The following is an 18,832-nucleotide window of genomic DNA, read 5'->3' as shown; positions in this document are numbered from 1 at the left end:
TTCAAACTTTTAAGGTTTGACGTATCTAGTTAAACATATAACTGCGCATTTGAGCAGTAAGTTTCTAAATTTTACTCTAAAGTGTAAACACCAAATGAAAATCTTAACTTGTTCTTAATCCTATATCGGTTATATACATAATTCGATCATTCATCATCGAGATAAAAACAAGCTGAAATCGCATGGTTGATTTCAGCTTATTTGTTTGATTCTTTTATTGTTCTAAAAGGGGTTTGAGGTATTTTCCCGTATAACTTTGTGGACATTGCACAATTTCTTCCGGAGTTCCTTTGGCAACAATTTGTCCCCCTTCATCGCCACCTTCTGGTCCAATATCAATGATATAATCGGCATTTTTGATCACATCTAAATTGTGTTCGATGACAATGACTGTATTGCCTGTATCCACAAGGCGCTGTAAAACCTCAATCAATTTACGCACGTCTGAAGAATGCAGTCCCGTTGTCGGTTCATCTAAAATGAAGACTGTTTTTCCAGTTGGTTTTTTCTGCAACTCACTGGCCAATTTTACACGTTGGGCTTCCCCACCCGATAAAGTCGTTGCCGATTGTCCTAATTTAATATAAGACAATCCCACATCGGAAAGGGTTTGTAATTTATGACGAATTTTGGAAATAGAAGAGAAAAATTCAATTCCTTCTTCAACTGTCATTTCAAGAACATCCGCAATTGTCTTATCTCTATATTTCACTTGCAGCGTTTCTTCGTTATACCGTTTGCCATGACAAACATCACAATCGACATAAATATCGGGTAAAAAATGCATCGAGATCTTGCGAATTCCATCCCCTTGGCAAGCTTCACAACGTCCCCCTTTCACGTTGAAGGAGAACTGTGATTTCGTAAATCCTAAAAGCTTTGCTTCTTTTGTTTGCGCATAAAGATCACGAATGTCATCAAATACGCCAACATAGGTTGCTGGATTGGAACGCGGGGTGCGTCCAATTGGTTCTTGCGATATTTCGATGAGTTTATCAATTTCTTCTAAACCTTTCACTTCTCTCGCTTGGCCTGGTTTTGTCCGTACTTTTCCTAAATGGTGCTGAATCGTATGGGTAAGAACTTCTGTGACTAAAGACGATTTTCCTGAACCCGATACCCCCGTCACGACGGTTAGCGTACCTAACGGGAATTCAGCATTCACGTGTTTTAAGTTATTGTGCGTCGCATCAATCACTTGTAAACTCTTCCCATTTCCCTTACGGCGTTCGCTTGGTACAGGAATTTTTTCTTTTCCTGATAAAAAGCGACCCGTAATGGAGTTGTCGTTATTCATCACTTCTTGTGGCGTTCCCATCGCAACGATGTTTCCACCATGAATTCCTGCACCAGGTCCCACATCAACAATGAAATCACTCGCCCGCATCGTATCTTCATCGTGCTCAACAACAATTAAGGTGTTCCCTAAATCGCGCATGTCTTTAAGCGTTTCAATAAGGCGATCATTATCTCGTTGATGCAAACCAATGGATGGTTCATCTAAAACGTACATCACTCCGGTTAGTCTAGAACCAATTTGGGTTGCTAGACGAATTCGTTGGCTTTCTCCCCCTGACAAAGTAGAAGCCAAACGATCTAGCGTTAAATACGTTAAACCGACATTTTTTAAAAAATTCAAACGAGAGCGAATTTCTTTTAAAACGAGATCGGAAATTTTGCGTTGGGTTGGGGTGAGTTCTAATTGATCAATAAATTGAATACTTTGAACCACACTCATTTGCGTCCATTCATAAATATTTTTTCCGCCAATGCGAACAGCTAGCACTTCTCGATTCAAACGCGCTCCATGACAAGATGGACATTCTTGTTCGGATAAAAATGTTTCATACCAATCTCGACTCCAAGAAGATCCCGTTTCTAGATAACGGCGTTCGATCATATCGACAATTCCTTCGATCGGTTCATCGTATTTTCGTTCTAATCCTTTGGTGTTATAAATTGAAAATTGAATCGGTTCTTGGGAACCATATAAAATTTTATCGAGTTGTTTTTTCGGTAAATCTTTGATGGGGGCATCCATATCAATGCCAAAGTGATCGCAGACTGCTTCTAGACGCTGCCACAATTGGTTGCTCGATTGCGTCATGTTTTTATAGAACGTAATCGCTCCTTCATTGAGCGATAAATTCCAATTCGGAATCAATAAGTCAAGATCGACTTTTTGAATTGTCCCAATCCCTTTACATTCTGGACATGCGCCCATTGGGGCGTTAAAAGAAAACAGACGTGGTTCTAGTTTTGGCACTGTAAAGCCACAAATATTGCAGGCATAATTGGAAGAGAAACGTAATGTTTCTTCATCGGTAACGACTTCTGCCATTCCTTCTCCAATATTTAATGCCGTTTGAATCGAGTCATAATAGCGACTACGATTATCCCGACGGACAATACGGTCAACCACGACTTCAATATCGTGTTTTTTATTTTTTTCTAATGGTTCAAGTTCTTCTAATAAACGAATTTCACCATCGACGCGGACACGTAAATAGCCCTCTTTCATCAATCGGGCAAATGTATCTTTAAACGTTCCTTTTTTTCCTAAGGCGATTGGGGCTAAAACTGTTGTTTTTGTCCCTTCAGCCAGTAACATGACTTGGTCAACCATTTCGGTTACGGTCATGCCTGTAATCGGTTCACCATGTTCTGGACAATAGGGCACACCGATGCGCGCATATAAAAGACGTAAATAATCATAAATTTCCGTCACAGTTCCAACTGTAGAACGTGGGTTATGGGACGTTGTCTTTTGATCAATTGCGATTGCCGGAGAAAGGCCATCGATTTGATCCACATCGGGTTTTTCGGAATTTCCTAAAAACTGACGGGCATAGGAAGATAAAGATTCCATATAACGACGTTGTCCTTCAGCATAAATCGTGTCAAAAGCCAAGGACGTTTTTCCACTTCCAGAAACACCCGTCATAATGATGAGTTTATCTTTAGGGATTTCAAGGGAGACATTTTTGAGGTTGTTTTCTCGTGCCCCTTGAATTTTAATTGTGGATCCCATAAATTCCCTCCTTTTCTTCTATTGTTTCGTGAGAATTAATCTTTGCCATTCTATCGAGATTTATATTGAATGGAAACTCTTATTTTTTTCATCAGACTTTACGTCTGTATTTTAGCGTATATTTTGCGTACAAACAAAACTATATTTTTAATTCATTTGCGTAAATTGTGCATTTATACCCAATTGAGCGTTCTAATCGATTGAATTTTACTTCTCGTTAGAGCTTGCAAATCTCTCTAATCCATAAATTTTCAATTATAATAAGGTTATCAATAGATTGATCCCGACAATTCCTTTTATTTGAGAATCAATCCAACAACAAAGTAGATAGGAAAATCATGATGAAAACTTTTAACCTTACCCACACTGATTTAAACGTTTCCGAAATTGCCCTTGGCTGCATGCGCATTTCTTCTTTAAACGAAGATCAACTTGAAGAACTGATTCGTTGTGCTTTAGATCTCGGCATTAACTTCTTTGATCATGCCGATATTTATGGAACAGAGCCTGCTTTTGGCCAAGTGCTCGCTAAACATCCAGAACTTCGCAAGCAGATGATTATTCAATCGAAGTGCGACATCGTCAAACAAGTCAATGGTGGTCCTCGCTATGACACCACAAAAGACTACATCATTGGCCAAGCTGAACAATCGATCGCAAATTTACATTGTGATTATCTCGATATTTTACTTTTACATCGTCCTGATCCTTTAATGGATCCCCAAGAAGTCGCACAAGCATTCCAAGAACTCCATGATCGCAAACTCGTTCGTTATTTTGGTGTATCGAACTTCCCTGCTTCCAAAATGCGCATGTTACAAAAATTTATCGATCAAGACTTAATCGTCAATCAAATTCAACTCTCGGCTGTCCATGCTTTGGCCATTGATGAAAGTGTATTCTTCAACATGACAGATGATCATGCGATCAGTCGCACCGATCAAATTCTCGACTACGCTTTAGAGAACGATCTCGCCTTACAAGCTTGGTGTCCTTTCCAAGCAAGTTGGCAAGATGGCACATATTTAGATAATCCAAAATATCCCAAACTCAACGCAGTATTAGAAACATTAGCGACGAAATATCAAGTCACAAAATCTGCGATTGGAGCGGCGTGGATTTTACGTCTTCCTGTAAAAATTCAAGTCATTGCCGGTACAACAAATCCGACACACTTAAAAGAAATTGTCGATGCAACAAAGGTCGAACTCACTCGTCAAGAATGGTACGACATCTACACCGCCCAACATCATCCCCTCCCTTAATATTTCATTCGTTTTGACTTAAGAAATATTGACTCTAAATGAATTTGGCCAGACATCATTGGGTGGCTTTTTTCTTCAAAATATTCAATATTTCCACCTAAACAAACTGTAAAAAAGCCTCTATTCCACCTTACATAAAAGGAAATAGAGGCTTTTGTTTATTGTTTTGCTTTTAACATTTCTTGATACACTTCATTTTTGGAATAGGCACTATTTTGACAAGCTTGACCTGCTGCTTGTTTTGGCTTCATTCCTTCTTGGACAAGTTCGAGCGCTTTTGTGACAATCTCTTCTAAACTTTGGGTTTCACTTGTGGTATTGCCTTCTATGACAACAACCATTTCCCCTTTTAGTTCTCCACAAATTTCAAGTACTTCTTGAACCGTTCCGCGAATGTATTCTTCATGGATTTTTGTTAATTCGCGAGCTAAAACGATTTTACGATTTCCGAATACTTCAAGCACATCACTTAAAGTCGCTTCAATACGATGAGGTGCTTCATAGAAAATCATCGTGTACGGAAAATCTTTGAGCGCAAACAGTTCTTTTTTGCGTTTTGTTGATTTTGCATCTAAAAATCCATAATACAAATAATGTTGGGTAGAAAGTCCCGAGGCAACCAAGGCATTTAGGGCTGCGTTTGGTCCAGATAAAGAAATCACAGGAATATCTTGTTCAATCACAGCTTGCACCAATCCGCTTCCCGGATCCGAAATTAACGGATAACCGGCGTCGGAAATGATTGCGATTTTTTTACCTTGATCGAGCAATTTCAAAATTCCCGGAATACTTTGTTGGGTGTTGTATTCGTGATGGGCGATTAGCGGTTTATGAATGTCGAGCGTTTTTAATAACTGACCCGAATTGCGTGTATCTTCACATGCGATCACATCCACAAGATTCAATGTATCCAAGACACGCTTGGAGATTTCATTACGGTTACCAATTGGGGTTGGCACGAGGTATAGTGCTGCACCTTGCTCATTCTGGAAGCTCTTCTGTCGATTCATGGATATCCTTTCGATCTGGGAATAATTCATCAAAAGAAACGAACAATGTTTCTTCTCTATTTTCAAGTTTGGCCTGTTTTTGTAAAACGTTCATCGAGCTAATGCGATAATGCTTGCCATTAAATTCGATTTGCGAATTCAGTTTTGGTAAATCTTTTCGCAAAACCGTATAGTCGTCGTTTTCAAAGCGTAGGCAACATTTTAATTTCCCACACTGACCTGAAAGTTTTGAAATGTTTAGGGCGAGCAATTGGTTTTTCGCCATATTGATCGACACGGTATCGAAGTCGGTCAAAAAGCGACTGCAACAACATTCCATTCCACAAATGCCAATTCCGCCGACTAATTTTGCTTTATTACGTGGACCGACTTGGCGAAGTTCAATGCGACCTTGCAGCAAGTTGGATAATTCTTTTAATAAACCACGGAAATCCACACGATCATCACTGACATAAGTGAAGATAATTTTGGAACGATCAAGCGTATATTCGCATGAAATCAAATGCATATCTAATTGCAGACGATTGATCGTTTCTTGACAGATCTCCATCGCTTCAATTGTTTTTTGGTTGTTTTCTTCTTTCCGTTTTAAATCTTTTTCTGTTGCTTTACGCAAAACAGGTTTGATTTCTCCTTTTACTTTTGTTTCATCAAAAGGCAAGGATGGAACATAAACGGTACCGATTTCTTGGCCTCGAACAGTCTCCACGACAATCGCATCACCAGTTTTGTATTCTTCAAAGCATCCAAATGAATAAGCTTTTTTGGAGCCATCAAACTGGATGTAAACCATATAAGGAAATGGTTTTGTATTCTCTGGTTTTTGTTTTACCGGTTGAGGTTTAGACATGACAATCCTCCTAATATATCGAAACAGAAGTTCACCATCGCTTATTGATGATGCATTCTGTTATTGTTTCATTTGCCGATCAAGTGTTGGCATTTCTTCTTTATTATAAAAAATCTGATTTCAATCTGCTTGTTTCTTTTTCTTTCGATTTAGGCAAGCAAATGTATCGGCTTTGATTGTATCAAATCCTTTTCAAAATCAAGGTATTCTTCCTTTAAAATACGCAGTAAAACGCAAAAAAGGTTTTGAATGAGACGACTTAAGCATTCACCAAAACCTTTAAAGTCAAAAGTTCTCTTTTATTTTATCCTTGTAGCGTCCGCTTTCTGATCTGCATGCAGACTCGATCCAATAATAAAGCGGGATCAAGTGGATAACGACAAGCATCTAGTCCTTCTAATAAAATCATCCGTAAATCTAAATGCATGAGGTCAAGTTTGTTTTCCATTTCGAGATGATACAACAAGCAATGGAAGAAAAATTCAATCCCCATTCTTGATAATTGGGCATTTTTTGAAAACACTTGGGTTTGAAGATGATAGATTCCGATATGTTTAGATCGTTCTTTCCAGTATTGAACACTCGCATCTAAAATTTCAAATGCAGCCTCTCCTTCCATGAGTTTTTGTGCAGACAATAAGTCATAGCCACTATACGCAAAAACAGAGACTAATTCTTCATCGCCAATGAGAGCTCGTAATTCCTCTTTGCGTGATTCCATACTGGCCATGCGAAAAGGAATGAGCTGACATCTAGATACGATCGTGGGCAGCACGTTGGATAATTCATCCACAACTAAGATCCCCATCAAGTTTTCTCGTGGTTCTTCCAAAAATTTTAATAACGAGTTAGAGGCATAAGCATTTGCTTTGTCGTATTGTTCAATAATATACGTTTGCTGGTTAACATACCCAATCGAATTGGTTTGAAAGGCTTGTTGAATATTTAAAATGTCTTGTTTGCCAATACTCCAGCTTTTTAATTGAGATAACGAAACGACTGGTTCTACTTCTTCGTCTTTCTGTTTCCACTTTGCTTCAATTTGTTTGCGGGTAAGCGGTTTTCCACTATACAACCCATTTGGGCGTAACCAATAGAAATCCGGGTTTTGTTCATGGGCGATTTGTTGGCAAGCCGAACATTCTTGGCAAGCAAAACCATCTTCATCACAATTTGGACAAACTCGCGATTGAGCGAGTAATAAAGCCATTTGATTTTTAATCGGGTTATGTGGCCCATAAAACAAATAAGCATGAGAGAGTGTTTGAGTTTTGAGGGCATGCGATAACGTTTGCCAAGCAACAGGTTGTTCTTCTTGAAGTCGCTTTTTATCAATCATGGAATCGACCTTTCCACAGTTCTTCGACTTGTGCAAGGGTTGCTTGGGCAACTTCTTCTTTCGTTTGAGAAGCATCGATCACATGAATACGTTGGGGATTTTGTTGACACAAACAAGTAAATCCATCACGAACTCGCTGATGGAATTCTCTAGATTCTAAATCGAGGCGATTCATTTCCCCACGCATTTCCATTCTCTCTTTTTCTGTTTCTAAATCTAATGAAAAGAATAAAGTGTAGTCCGGACGAAATCCTTCTAAACCAAAATCGTTCAGTTGTTCGATTTCTTTTTGTCCTAACTTGCGGCCATGCCCTTGATAAGCCAAAGAGGAATCTAAATAGCGATCACATAAAATCAATTTACCTTCCTGCAATGCCGGTAGAATCGTTTGGACTAAATGTTCTCTTCGGCTAGCGGCATAAAGATAAGCTTCTGTTTTCGCATCCATTTCATTATTCACATCCAAAATTAATTCTCTAATTTTTTCAGCTAAAACAGATCCCCCAGGTTCACGAGAAACCACGATCGGATATCCTTTTTCTTTTAAAATAGCGGCAACGGACTCTAATGCGGTTGTTTTCCCGGCCCCATCATTTCCTTCAAATGTGATTAACATTCCTTTTGTTTGATTCATGGCTTCTCCTTTTTAATATAATTTCATCCTAGACTTTTCCTATTATACAATTTCCTGATCCCTTTTGTATCCAAGCTCTATGCGCTATTAATTGCCTACTGGATGTTAAACTGAAATCAAAGGAGTAAACAGATGTGCGGTGCTTTTTTAGTTCAAGATCATGTCATTCCATTTCTTTCTGCTTTTGGATCCACTCCAAAATGGAAACAAGAACAGTTTGAATTTGGCGATATTTATCCAAGTCAACAAGCGATTGTTATCGATCGCAATCTCCATCAACAATTTGAAACGAACCTCTATTCATTTGGTTATCCCTACCCATATCAAGGTAAAAAGAAATTGATTATCAATGCGCGAAGCGAAACGCTAAAGCAAAAAACGCTTTTTCGTCATGCTTTACAAAATCACCGAGCTGTTGTGATTTGTTCCGGCTTTTATGAATGGGATTTGTTTAAACAAAAAGTCTTTTTCGATCAAGATCAGCCGTTTTACCTTGCCGCTCTCGTGATTGAAAATTCATTTGTGATTATTACGCAAGAGGCTAATGAATCCGTCTTATCGATTCATCCGCGCATGCCTGTTATTTTCAATGCGCAACAAGCAAAACAATGGCTATGCGATGAGTCTAAAATTTTTGATTTGCTCCAACAAAACAATCCTATGCTAAACGTGCATCAAGCTTTCCAACAAATTTCTCTGTTTTAAGGGATTTCAAGAGATTAAATTGAATTCTCCTTTTCTATATATAAGTAAAACCGTTATGATGTTAGAAATGCCTTTACCTATCTTTTGAACTGAACAAGAAAGGAGAATCGATGATGAATCAAAAACTCATTGCTCAACGTCTACAAGATCCTCGTGCCAAACTCGTTGCAGTCACAAAAAAACACACTGCTCAAGAAGTTGATGAATTATATGCCCTCGGTGTTCGAACCTTTGGTGAAAACCGAGTTCAAGAATTTTTATCCAAATACAATCCTGATTACGATTGGCATATTATTGGTCACTTACAAACAAACAAAGTGAAATATATTATCGGGAAAGTGTCCTTGATCGAATCGGTCGATTCTTTAAAGCTTGCCCAAGAAATTGAAAAACAAGCCGCAAAGCATGGCTTGGTTCAAGATATCTTAGTTGAAATCAAAGTTTCTCAACAAGATGAAAATAAAACCGGTCTTCCGATCGCCGAACTAGATGATTTACTTGCCGAAATTGCTAAGATGGAACATCTTCGTTTAAAAGGCTTAATGACGATCGCATCCAATACGGACGATCAAGATTTAATCGCATCAGAATTTGATCAAGCCAAAGCGCTTTATGATCAAGCTTGCCAACTCTATCCGACTATGGATACTTTATCAATGGGCATGAGCCACGACTATGAACTCGCCATCGAACATGGCAGTAACCAAGTACGAATTGGCACGGCCTTATTTGAAGCAGAATAAATTCTCTTGCCAAATTGAAAGATTGAGTCTGATTTTTCCCGTGGTAGAATAACAGACGGCTTCACATTCGGAGGTAAATATATATGAAAACAGATCCAAACGTTCGAATGAGAATGTCTGTTCGAACTACACTTTATGCTTTAGCCTTATCGGCTGTTGCTTTTGGCTTATATAAAGGTCTTTTTGAACGAACAATCACCATGTCCAATGCAACGCAAACAAACACGGTTGCGACTGCTTATGCGATTAATGGTGAACCATTAGTCCAAAGCACCACTCCAATCTCTGCAGATCCAAATTCTTCTTTATGCAATGATCAAACAACCGCAAAAGTAGAAGATTCATCTTCTGCAAATTCTATAAACGAATCTTTAACAAATGATCAAGATTCACCTGTTGATTCCAATACGCAAGAAGATTCTTCTGTAAATCATCCATCTGAAGATTCTGCGACCAATGATTCACTATCTGTAGAAAATGAATCCAAGCCCGTTGATGATTATGGTTTTCCGATCGTTGCGAAAAGCGATGATGCGATCGTTAAAACAATTTTAATTGATGCTGGTCATGGGGGAAGTGATCAAGGGGATGCAGCAAGCGATGGAACAATCGAAAAAGACGTCACATTAAAACTGGCTTTAAAAGTCAAAGAACACTTACAACTGCAAAACCCAAATTTGAATGTAGTCATGGTTCGTGAAGACGATACTACTGGTTCCAATACAACCGGTTGGGAAGATCTAGTTTGGCGACGCCAAGTATTAGAAGCTACACAACCTGACTATTTCCTTTCTTTACATACTCATGCCAAAGACAATCAAGCTGGCGTTCATTTCTACTACAACGCCAATGATTCTTTAATTGAAGCACTTGCGACTGTTATGGCTCAAAACTTAACAAACCAAGGCTGGTCATCCTTAAACGCAATGACGACAACCGATAAATATCCTTTACAGCTCATTTCTATGGCTAATTGTCATGCCTTGATGGTTGAAGTCGGTTCCTTAAAAGATAGCCAAGACTTGCAATTGATGAACAATGAAGAAAGTTTAGACAAAGCAGCTGCTGCTATTGCCGGATCTCTGAATGCCAATATTTTAGAGAACCCTTATGCTTCTGCTTATTAATTGATTCAAAATAGCGAAACAAATTTCCTTAACATTCGTTTAATATTGAGGAAATAAAACGTTTTATATCACCCAAACACTTTACGTATATTGATGAGGAGGATTGTTGTGAAATTTCGTTTACCTAAAAATAGAAAGCTGAACATCAGCCTCTATATCGGGGGATTGTGTATGATCTCTTTGGTTTTATACAGCACCATATTTGCTGGAACTTATCACTCAAACTACACTTCCTCAACACCTACCGGAACTCCATCTGTCGATCCAACTACAGGATTGGTCTATAAGACTTATCCTGAAAAAGGAAAGAAAACTACGATTCTACTCGATGCTGGCCATGGAGGAATGGATGGGGGAAATACCGTCAATGACACCATTTTAGAAAAAGACATCAACCTGTCGATCACAAATAAAGTTGCTGATTACTTGAATGAATTAAATCCGAATATCATCGTTAAGATGATTCGTACTGACGATAGCGTTCCTTGGTTAACAGATGAACTTTCCGATTTAAACTATCGTCTTGAACAACAAACAAAGCAATCTGCTGAATACTTCTTCTCGATCCACTGTAATTCTTATGCGGATCCAAGTATTGAAGGGGCAGTCTTCTTCGTAAACCCAACAGATGAAGTCATGAAAGACTTAACCAATAAAATGGGTAAAAACTTCCAAGAAATTCAATGGTGTCAACAATACAGCATCGTGGACAACCAACTTTTACAAGTCGTTACGATGTCAGAAATTCACTCCACTTTAATTGAACTTGGTTATATGTCTAATGCTGAAAACCTCGCTCATTTAACGAATTCATCTGAGCAAGATAAAGTCGCTAAAACAATTGCCGCAACGATTTCCGATTTCGTTATGGAAAATCCAGACGCGCCAAAATATGAAAAACCTAAACCTGAAAGCACAACACAATCTGCTTCCAGTATGGCATCTGCCGAAAGCCAAGCTGGTAGCCTTGTGGCATCCAAACAAAGTGAGCAAGACGCCAATTCTGCTCAAGATTCTGCTGCAAATTCCCAGACAGATCCTAATCAACCAAACAATCCGGATCCCAATCAAGATGTAAATCAACCTACAAATCCGGAACAACCACCCGCACAGGATCCAATCCCACCAGCAGAAGAAACGCCCCAACCTCTTTCCTAGCTTCTTAAATCAATCAAATCTAAAAATCTAATTATTTTATTCAGTCGTTATGATTCGTCGTTGTCTATTCAAACACGAATCATAACGACATTTTTATGGTTCTAAGTAAAACTGTGTGGGATTTGTCTTTTGGATTAAAAAAATTAATCTCTTTTTTCACAAAAGAAAAGAGATCTCTTTAAAATTGTAATAACCACAAAACAACTTAAGGAGATCTCATATGCATACTAACTGTTCTGTGACCATCAGTCAAACTATTCCTGGAGCTATTGTTTATCCTGAATCACTGACTGGATTCATCAATCAAACAACTGATCTAATCGTCAGCGATTCCGGACAACTTTTTTATCATATTTATGGTGAACAATTCATTACTCCAGAAGATTCTGTTTGTCCTTCTTGCAAAACAGCTATGCATGTTCATGGTCAAATCACTCGAGTACTCAAGCATGAATCCAAGGGAAATTCAACTTGCAGAATTTTTGTGAAGGTTACTCGATTCAAATGTCCAAAATGCCATAAAACCCATGTGCAACAGATCCCTTATGAATGCCCCAATCACAGAATGACCACTGATCTTTATAAACAGATCGTATATCATCTTGAACGACACGATTTATCGCTTAAAAAGATCGCACAGATCTGTGGAGTGGATCCACATACTGTAAAAGCGATTGATAAAGATCGTCTCTCAAAGCTCTACACGACAGAAGATGGATCTCATCGCAAACTCAAGAAACCTATGGAGTATTCTCGTTATCTAGGCATTGATGAATTTAAACTTCATAACCATCATCAATATGCCACTCATATTATCGATCTGGATACAGGACATATCCTATGGATCGCTTTTGGAAAGAAAAAACAGATTGTATATGATTTTATCAACCATGTAGGATACAACTGGATGCGCCACGTTAAAGCGGTGAGCTGTGATATGAATGCCTATTTCTACTCGGCATTTCATGAAAAGTGTCCTTGGATCCAGGTTGTGTATGATCGTTTTCATTTGATCAAAAACTTTAATGACAAGGTCATTTCTATGGTTAGAAAAGACGAGCAGCGCCGCTTAATNGAAGAAGGTAATCTTNGNAAGGCTCGTTCATTAAAACAAACCCGATATATTCTTCTATCCTCTCCAGAAACACTTGAAAGGAAGGATGCGTTAGCGAGTCAAGGAACTCTTCTTGATTCTGGTCATGTCCTATTTCGAAAAGAACCCAAAATTCGCAAAGGCGGGTTAATGAAGAAATATAAACAACTATTGAAAGAGAACGAACTATTTTTCGCCATAGATCTCATTAAAGAAGAACTAAAAGAGGCATATGCGACAAGTGACGAAAATACAATGGCAAATCATCTTACGCATATTGTAGAAATCTGCAATGCGACAAAGAATGAACATTTTAAATGGTTCTCTAACTTAATCCTCAAACACTGGAATGGATTGATTAGTCATGCGATTCTACGCTTGTCTAATGGCAAAATAGAAGGGATCAATAATAGAATCAAAACGGTTCGAAGAATGTCTTATGGTTTTCGAGATGACGAATATTTCTTCTTGAAGTTAATTGACATGAGTCGTTATCGATCAGCTTAATTCATAGATGATCCCACACGATTTTCCATAGAGCCATTTTTATTGTTTTTTCGTGCGATGTATCCAACTAAAAAAAAGCCCAAATGAATCGCAATTTAGATTCATTTGGGCTTTCTATTTATTTTAAATATCTGATCAATCCGATGAAAATCAGATTTTTTGATCCTGCCACTCTATTTTTTAGTTGGTTCCGAGCGCAACATATGACGTTCCTTTACTGGTTTTTCGTCCGATTTTGGTTCTTGATTTGGTTCTTCTTTTGGCGGAAGTTCTAAAATTACTTGTTCAATTCGATTTTTTTGTAGGTTAATGACACGGGCTTTTACTCCATGTTCGAGTTCAACGGATTCTCCAAGTGTTGGGAATCGGCCTAACGATTCGATGATCAAACCACCAATCGAATCATAATCTTCACTTTCTAATTCAAGATCCAATTCATCATTCAAGTCATGCAAGGAAATATAACCTTTGACTTTGAATTTATTCGGTTCAATTTTTTGAATGTTTTCGTTTTCCGCACCATCGAATTCGTCTTGGACTTCGCCAATGATTTCTTCAATGATATCTTCGACTGTTAAAATTCCAGCTAATTCTCCATATTCATCTAAGACAATCGTCATGTTGTATTGGTCTTTTTGAAGTTCGGATAAAAGCTCATTAATTCCTTTATTTTCAATTGTGAAATAAGGTTTACGCAATAGCTTACGTAAATCAAATGGCTCATTGGGATTTGTGAACAATAAATCTTTCATATTCACAATTCCGATGATGTTATCAGGAGTCCCTTCATAAACAGGTACTCTCGTATAGTGATCACGTTTATAAATGCGTTCAAGCTCATCACGGGTTGCATTCACATCAATCATCGTCACATGGACACGAGGGACCATAATTTGACTTGCTTTAGCCTCTGTAAACTCGAATACGTTACGAATCATATCGCGTTCTTCTGTTTCGATGACGCCTTCTTCATGAGAAACATCTAAAATTGTATGCAGTTCACTTTCTGTAATCGCCGCATTTTTGGCGGTTTTCTTCATACCAAGCAAGCGTAAAATGATCGATGAAAAGATATTCACAAACCAAATAACCGGAGTCATGATGCGAATCATGAATAAAATCACTGGCGCATAAGCAAGCGCAAATTTTTCCGGTTTACTTGTTGCAAATGTCTTTGGTGTAATTTCACCAAAAACTAAAATCAGAAACGTGATTAAGAATGTCGCAATCGATACGGCATAGCCACCAAAGTTATAAGCAATCATCGAAGCTAAAGAAGCCATGAAGGTATTGACTAAGTTGTTCCCGATCAAAATGGCCGACAACATCTTTCCTTCATCTTCATAGATTTTCAAAACGATTTGGGCACGTCGATTCCCTTGGTCGGCAAGGGTTCGAATTCTGATTTTGCTGACACCAACTAATGCCGTTTCAGCTGATGAGAAAAATGCCGATAATAACAATAAGACAATGAGAGTGGTCACTTGTACTACTGTTGATCCAGACATAAGCACCCTCCTTGATTCATCATTGTTACATCGTGATTAAGCAGCGGGTCATCCGCTTTTTGAGAATCACATGTACTGTGGTAGTCACTACTATTTTCCATTTTTAACTTTATTTCTCCTTTTTCAATTTAGTAATTGCCATGCATTATCTAATAAACTTACACTTTTCGCAAATTTGAAGCGCAGGTTTTCTTGGGGATCCTTAATTCGTTAAGTCTTCAATACATTTTGCGGCCATCGCTAAGCCTGCACTTGCAGGAACAAAAATTGAAGATGGTAAACTTTGATCCGGTTCCATGTCCATCGGCAATTCTTTAGAACAAACGGTCATAATTTTAGTTTTGATTTTTTCTTTCCGTTTCCATTGGCGAAGTCTTCTGGCCATTGGATCGTTTTGCGTTTGTTCTAATTCGCAAAGTTGGATTTGTAAAGGATCTTTACGTCTTGCCATGCCCATACTGCAAATAATGGGAATTTTCTGATCGAGTGCAAATTTGATGAGTTCTTGTTTAGAACGCATGGAATCGATACAATCCAAAATATAGTCTGGATGACATTGTTGCAACCAATCGTTGAGGTTTTCATCGTACCATCCCGTATGAACAATCACCTTGGTTTGTGGGCGTATTGTCGCAATTCGCGCTTTAAAAATTTCTGTTTTGGGCTGATCGATAGTACTTGTCAAAGCGCAAAGTTGCCGGTTGAGATTGGTCGGTTCAACGACATCTTTATCAATTAAAATCAATGTTCCCACACCACTTCTGGCCAAAGCTTCAATCGCAAAGCCACCAACACCCCCACATCCAACTACCGCGACAGTTGCTTGTTCGAGTGTTTCAATTGCCCGTTTGCCGTATAACAGCGTTGCTCGATCTAAACTATCTGCCATACCATTCCTCAAGATCTTGTAAGATTTCTTCTTTTTGACTTGGTTTATACCAATGTACTGGCATTTGATGGTTAAACCACGTCATTTGTCTTCTGGCATATTGACGAGTATGAATTTTGATTTGTTCCCGAACAGAATCCAAATCTTCTTTTCCTTCTAACCAGCCTAAAAACTCTTTGTAGCCAATGCCTTGGAAACTATTCCAAGAACGACTTTCTGGAGTACTGAATAAACGTTTGACTTCATCGGCCAATCCTTGTTCGAACATTTGATCTACACGTTGATCAATTCGTTCAATTTCGATTTGGCGATCGTCTTTTAAGCCAATCATATACACATCATAAATTGGTTCATGTTTTTGATTCGCTTCTCGATCTGATTTTCGTTTACCCGATTTTGCCATCACGACCGCGCGCAACAGTCTCTGGCGATTGTTGGGATGTATTTTTTCGAGGGATTGTGGATCTTCTTGTTCGAGATAAGCAAAAAGTTGTTCATTACTCCAACTCGAAATTTCAGCCATAATTTTGGCTTCATTAGGATCTTCTTCTTCAAAAGCGTAATCATATAATGCCGCTTTGACATATAAGCCTGTTCCCCCACAAAGAATAGGAACATGATTGCGTGCTTGAATTTCTTCTATTTTTTGACGGCACATTTGTTGGAAGAGCTTCACGTTCCATGCTTCATTTAACGGTTGAATATCGATTAAATGATGCGCAACTCCTTCCATTTCTTCATTTGTAATTTTGGCCGTTCCGATATCCATTCCTTGATAGACCTGCATTGAATCGGCAGAAATAATTTCTCCGCCAAGTCGTTTTGCGGCGAGGATGGATAACGAACTTTTCCCTGATGCGGTTGGCCCAACAATCGCAATGACTTTAGACACGTTCAAACTCCTTTGCTAGTTCTTTTAATGACATGGAGACTACAGTCGGTCTGCCATGTGGACAATGATACGGTTGATCGCATTGCACGAGATCTTCAAGAATACTTTCCATTTGATCCATACTGAGCGCATGGTTAAAACGGATCGAGGAATGACAAGCGCAAGTGGCAATCATATGCCGTCTTAATTCTTTGACATCAACAATTTGATGTTGCTGAAACCAAGTGAATAAATCTTCGAGTGTTTTTTGTTGATCTACCAACGTCATCCAAGAAGGTTCTTCCCTCAATTCAACGGTATAATCATCTACGACATGAAACTTCAAACCATAAAAAGCAGTCTTTTCATTTAAATCACCGATATTCGCAATTAAATCACTCGAAAGTGGAATAGAAATCGGCACTAATAGCGGTTGCGTCACTGTAACTGGCTTTTCAAATTCTCTTTGAATGCGCTCAAAATTCGCACGTTCGGCTGCCGCATGTTGGTCGACAATAACTAATCCATCAGGACCTTCGCACAAAATGTAGGATTCTTTTAATTGTCCGATGATTTTCAGATTCAAGAAAAATTCATTTGCTTTATGTTTTGGTTCTTGTCCAGTTGGATAGCCAATTTTTTGTTGAGGTTCCATATTGGAAACAAGTTGTGTTGTTGGTTTTACAGTCGAATTTACTCGATTGAAATTGCTTTGAACTGACGCTTTTGATCCATAAGATGGTGTATTTGCAACCGGTTTGGATTGTGGTCTATTCCACCCTTCGTTTTTTTGATCTTGAATCAACATTTTGGCCGGATCTTGTAGCGTTTCTTTTAAGAAAATGGGTTCTTTATCTTTCTGATTAAAAATCTGATTTTCATATTTTTTCGTTTGTTGCAAGTCGAAGAGTTCTTCAGCGCGATTTGGCTCAAGTCCATTAGGATAACCTGGTTTAGTTTTCGATACCGGCATTTGAATTGTCGAATTCATTTCCCATTGTCGATGTGTAGGATAAGTCAATTCTGCTTCTAATTGTTCGGAATTTGGCTTAGCTGCGCGAATTTGTGGAACTTGGATCTCTTCTTCAAACAATTCATGAATCGTATCAACAATCAGTTGGGTTAAATATTCTTCTTTAGAAATACGAACTTCTAATTTATTCGGGTGCACGTTCACATCTACAAGCTGATAGTCCGTTGTGATGTTGATGTAACAAATCGGATAACGATCTTTGGGCATATATTCCCGATAGCCTTCGATCACTGCTTTGGTGACTGGCCATGAACGAATCGTTCTGCCATTCATACAAATGTAAATATAGTTTTTAGAAGCCCGGTTTACACTAGGTTGCATTGCATAACCATTAATCGTAAAGTCATCCGATTGTTTAAAAAATTCCACCGCTTCTTTGGAAGGGACTAAACCAAACATCTGATACAGAATTTCTCGACGATCATTTCGGCCACTCGTTTGAAACACTAAACGATTGTCGTGGTGTAAAGTAAAGCGCACTTCCGGATGCGCTAAAGCGAGGCGATTGACCGTATCGGCAATGATCGAAAATTCATAAGTCGGCTTTTTTAAATATTTAAAACGAGCTGGCGTCTTTAAAAATAAGCCACTGACTGTAATGCGTGTTCCTTGTGGAGCATCGACATGATCCCAGCTTTTGAGTTCCCCATATTCGAATTCAATGCGTGTTCCTTCTTGCCCATCGCAAGTCGTACAAACAACTTTAGCAACTGAGGCAATGGAAGGTAATGCTTCGCCTCGAAATCCCATTGTCGCAATGGCGAATAGTTGTTCTTCGCTTTTGATCTTGCTTGTGGCATGACGACGAAAAGCGACTCTAGCATCGTCATAACTCATTCCACAACCATCATCTGTGATTGAGATTGAGGAAATTCCTCCTTCAAATACTTCGATATCAATTTTCGTTGCCCCTGCATCTAAGGAATTTTCTACGCATTCTTTAACGATATTTACTGGCCGATCAACGACTTCGCCTGCCGCAATCATATTCGTTAAATGCGGATCTAATACATGAATCAGTCCCATAAATACCTCCTCTTTTACAAGAAAATCCAGTGATCCATTCACT

Annotated in this window: 15 protein-coding genes; 6 read left to right on the top strand and 9 right to left on the bottom strand. The window is 38.6% G+C overall.

Annotated features, from left to right (window positions below; genetic code table 11):
* Positions 1 to 214 precede the first annotated feature (214 nt).
* Positions 215 to 3,031, bottom strand: a complete 2,817-nt coding sequence (gene uvrA, locus ALLST_RS0109375; protein WP_019893943.1) for an excinuclease ABC subunit UvrA — start codon at positions 3,029 to 3,031, stop codon at positions 215 to 217.
* 338 nt (positions 3,032 to 3,369) lie between these two features.
* On the opposite strand from uvrA, the gene ALLST_RS0109370 reads away from it, so the two are divergent.
* Positions 3,370 to 4,296: an aldo/keto reductase gene (locus ALLST_RS0109370; protein WP_245553774.1), complete on the top strand. Its 927-nt coding sequence runs from the start codon at positions 3,370 to 3,372 to the stop codon at positions 4,294 to 4,296.
* A gap of 158 nt (positions 4,297 to 4,454) precedes the next feature.
* Here the strand turns inward: ALLST_RS0109370 and rsmI are convergent, their stop codons facing one another.
* The 4 genes from rsmI to tmk form a co-directional block, all read right to left on the bottom strand.
* Positions 4,455 to 5,306: a 16S rRNA (cytidine(1402)-2'-O)-methyltransferase gene (gene rsmI, locus ALLST_RS0109365; protein ID WP_019893940.1), complete on the bottom strand. Its 852-nt coding sequence runs from the start codon at positions 5,304 to 5,306 to the stop codon at positions 4,455 to 4,457.
* Positions 5,278 to 6,156, bottom strand: a complete 879-nt coding sequence (gene ricT, locus ALLST_RS10680; protein ID WP_019893939.1) for a regulatory iron-sulfur-containing complex subunit RicT — start codon at positions 6,154 to 6,156, stop codon at positions 5,278 to 5,280. The genes rsmI and ricT overlap by 29 nt, the downstream gene beginning before the upstream one ends.
* A 304-nt stretch (positions 6,157 to 6,460) precedes the next feature.
* Positions 6,461 to 7,495, bottom strand: a complete 1,035-nt coding sequence (locus ALLST_RS0109355) for a DNA polymerase III subunit (RefSeq protein WP_019893936.1) — start codon at positions 7,493 to 7,495, stop codon at positions 6,461 to 6,463.
* A complete protein-coding gene (gene tmk, locus ALLST_RS0109350; RefSeq protein ID WP_019893935.1) occupies positions 7,488 to 8,129 on the bottom strand; it encodes a dTMP kinase in 642 nt (213 codons plus the stop codon). The genes ALLST_RS0109355 and tmk overlap by 8 nt, the downstream gene beginning before the upstream one ends.
* A gap of 132 nt (positions 8,130 to 8,261) precedes the next feature.
* Between tmk and ALLST_RS11175 the strand changes: the two genes are divergently transcribed.
* The 5 genes from ALLST_RS11175 to ALLST_RS0109325 all read left to right on the top strand — a co-directional run bounded on the left by ALLST_RS11175 (position 8,262) and on the right by ALLST_RS0109325 (position 13,462).
* A complete protein-coding gene (locus tag ALLST_RS11175; protein ID WP_019893934.1) occupies positions 8,262 to 8,834 on the top strand; it encodes an SOS response-associated peptidase family protein in 573 nt (190 codons plus the stop codon).
* Positions 8,835 to 8,944: 110 nt separating this feature from the next.
* Positions 8,945 to 9,577 (top strand): YggS family pyridoxal phosphate-dependent enzyme, encoded by a 633-nt coding sequence (locus ALLST_RS0109340; protein ID WP_245553773.1) that lies wholly within the window; start codon positions 8,945 to 8,947, stop codon positions 9,575 to 9,577.
* Positions 9,578 to 9,660: 83 nt separating this feature from the next.
* Complete coding sequence (locus ALLST_RS11170) at positions 9,661 to 10,704, top strand: N-acetylmuramoyl-L-alanine amidase family protein (RefSeq protein ID WP_019893932.1); 1,044 nt, start codon at positions 9,661 to 9,663, stop codon at positions 10,702 to 10,704.
* A gap of 108 nt (positions 10,705 to 10,812) precedes the next feature.
* Positions 10,813 to 11,862 carry an N-acetylmuramoyl-L-alanine amidase gene (locus tag ALLST_RS11165; protein WP_019893931.1) on the top strand — a complete coding sequence of 350 codons (1,050 nt, stop codon included), beginning with the start codon at positions 10,813 to 10,815 and terminating at the stop codon, positions 11,860 to 11,862.
* A gap of 220 nt (positions 11,863 to 12,082) precedes the next feature.
* Positions 12,083 to 13,462 carry an ISL3 family transposase gene (locus ALLST_RS0109325; protein WP_019893930.1) on the top strand — a complete coding sequence of 460 codons (1,380 nt, stop codon included), beginning with the start codon at positions 12,083 to 12,085 and terminating at the stop codon, positions 13,460 to 13,462.
* Positions 13,463 to 13,635: 173 nt separating this feature from the next.
* On the opposite strand, the gene ALLST_RS0109320 is transcribed toward ALLST_RS0109325, so the two are convergent.
* The 4 genes from ALLST_RS0109320 to mutL all read right to left on the bottom strand — a co-directional run bounded on the left by ALLST_RS0109320 (position 13,636) and on the right by mutL (position 18,789).
* Positions 13,636 to 14,970, bottom strand: coding sequence for an HlyC/CorC family transporter (locus ALLST_RS0109320; protein ID WP_019893929.1), 1,335 nt, complete (start codon positions 14,968 to 14,970; stop codon positions 13,636 to 13,638).
* A 202-nt stretch (positions 14,971 to 15,172) separates the two neighbouring features.
* On the bottom strand, positions 15,173 to 15,859 hold the full coding sequence (locus ALLST_RS0109310) for a tRNA threonylcarbamoyladenosine dehydratase (protein WP_019893927.1): 687 nt from the start codon (positions 15,857 to 15,859) through the stop codon (positions 15,173 to 15,175).
* A complete protein-coding gene (miaA, locus tag ALLST_RS0109305) occupies positions 15,849 to 16,751 on the bottom strand; it encodes a tRNA (adenosine(37)-N6)-dimethylallyltransferase MiaA (RefSeq protein WP_019893926.1) in 903 nt (300 codons plus the stop codon). Before miaA ends, ALLST_RS0109310 begins: the two co-directional genes overlap by 11 nt.
* On the bottom strand, positions 16,744 to 18,789 hold the full coding sequence (mutL, locus tag ALLST_RS0109300; RefSeq protein WP_019893925.1) for a DNA mismatch repair endonuclease MutL: 2,046 nt from the start codon (positions 18,787 to 18,789) through the stop codon (positions 16,744 to 16,746). The genes miaA and mutL overlap by 8 nt, the downstream gene beginning before the upstream one ends.
* Positions 18,790 to 18,832: the final 43 nt, after the last annotated feature.

It is taken from the genome of Allobaculum stercoricanis DSM 13633, from assembly GCF_000384195.1.
Classification (GTDB): Bacteria; Bacillota_I; Bacilli_A; order Erysipelotrichales; family Erysipelotrichaceae; genus Allobaculum; species Allobaculum stercoricanis.
The sequence above is the reverse complement of the archived record's forward strand: the minus strand, read 5'-3'. Positions and strand labels throughout refer to the sequence as shown.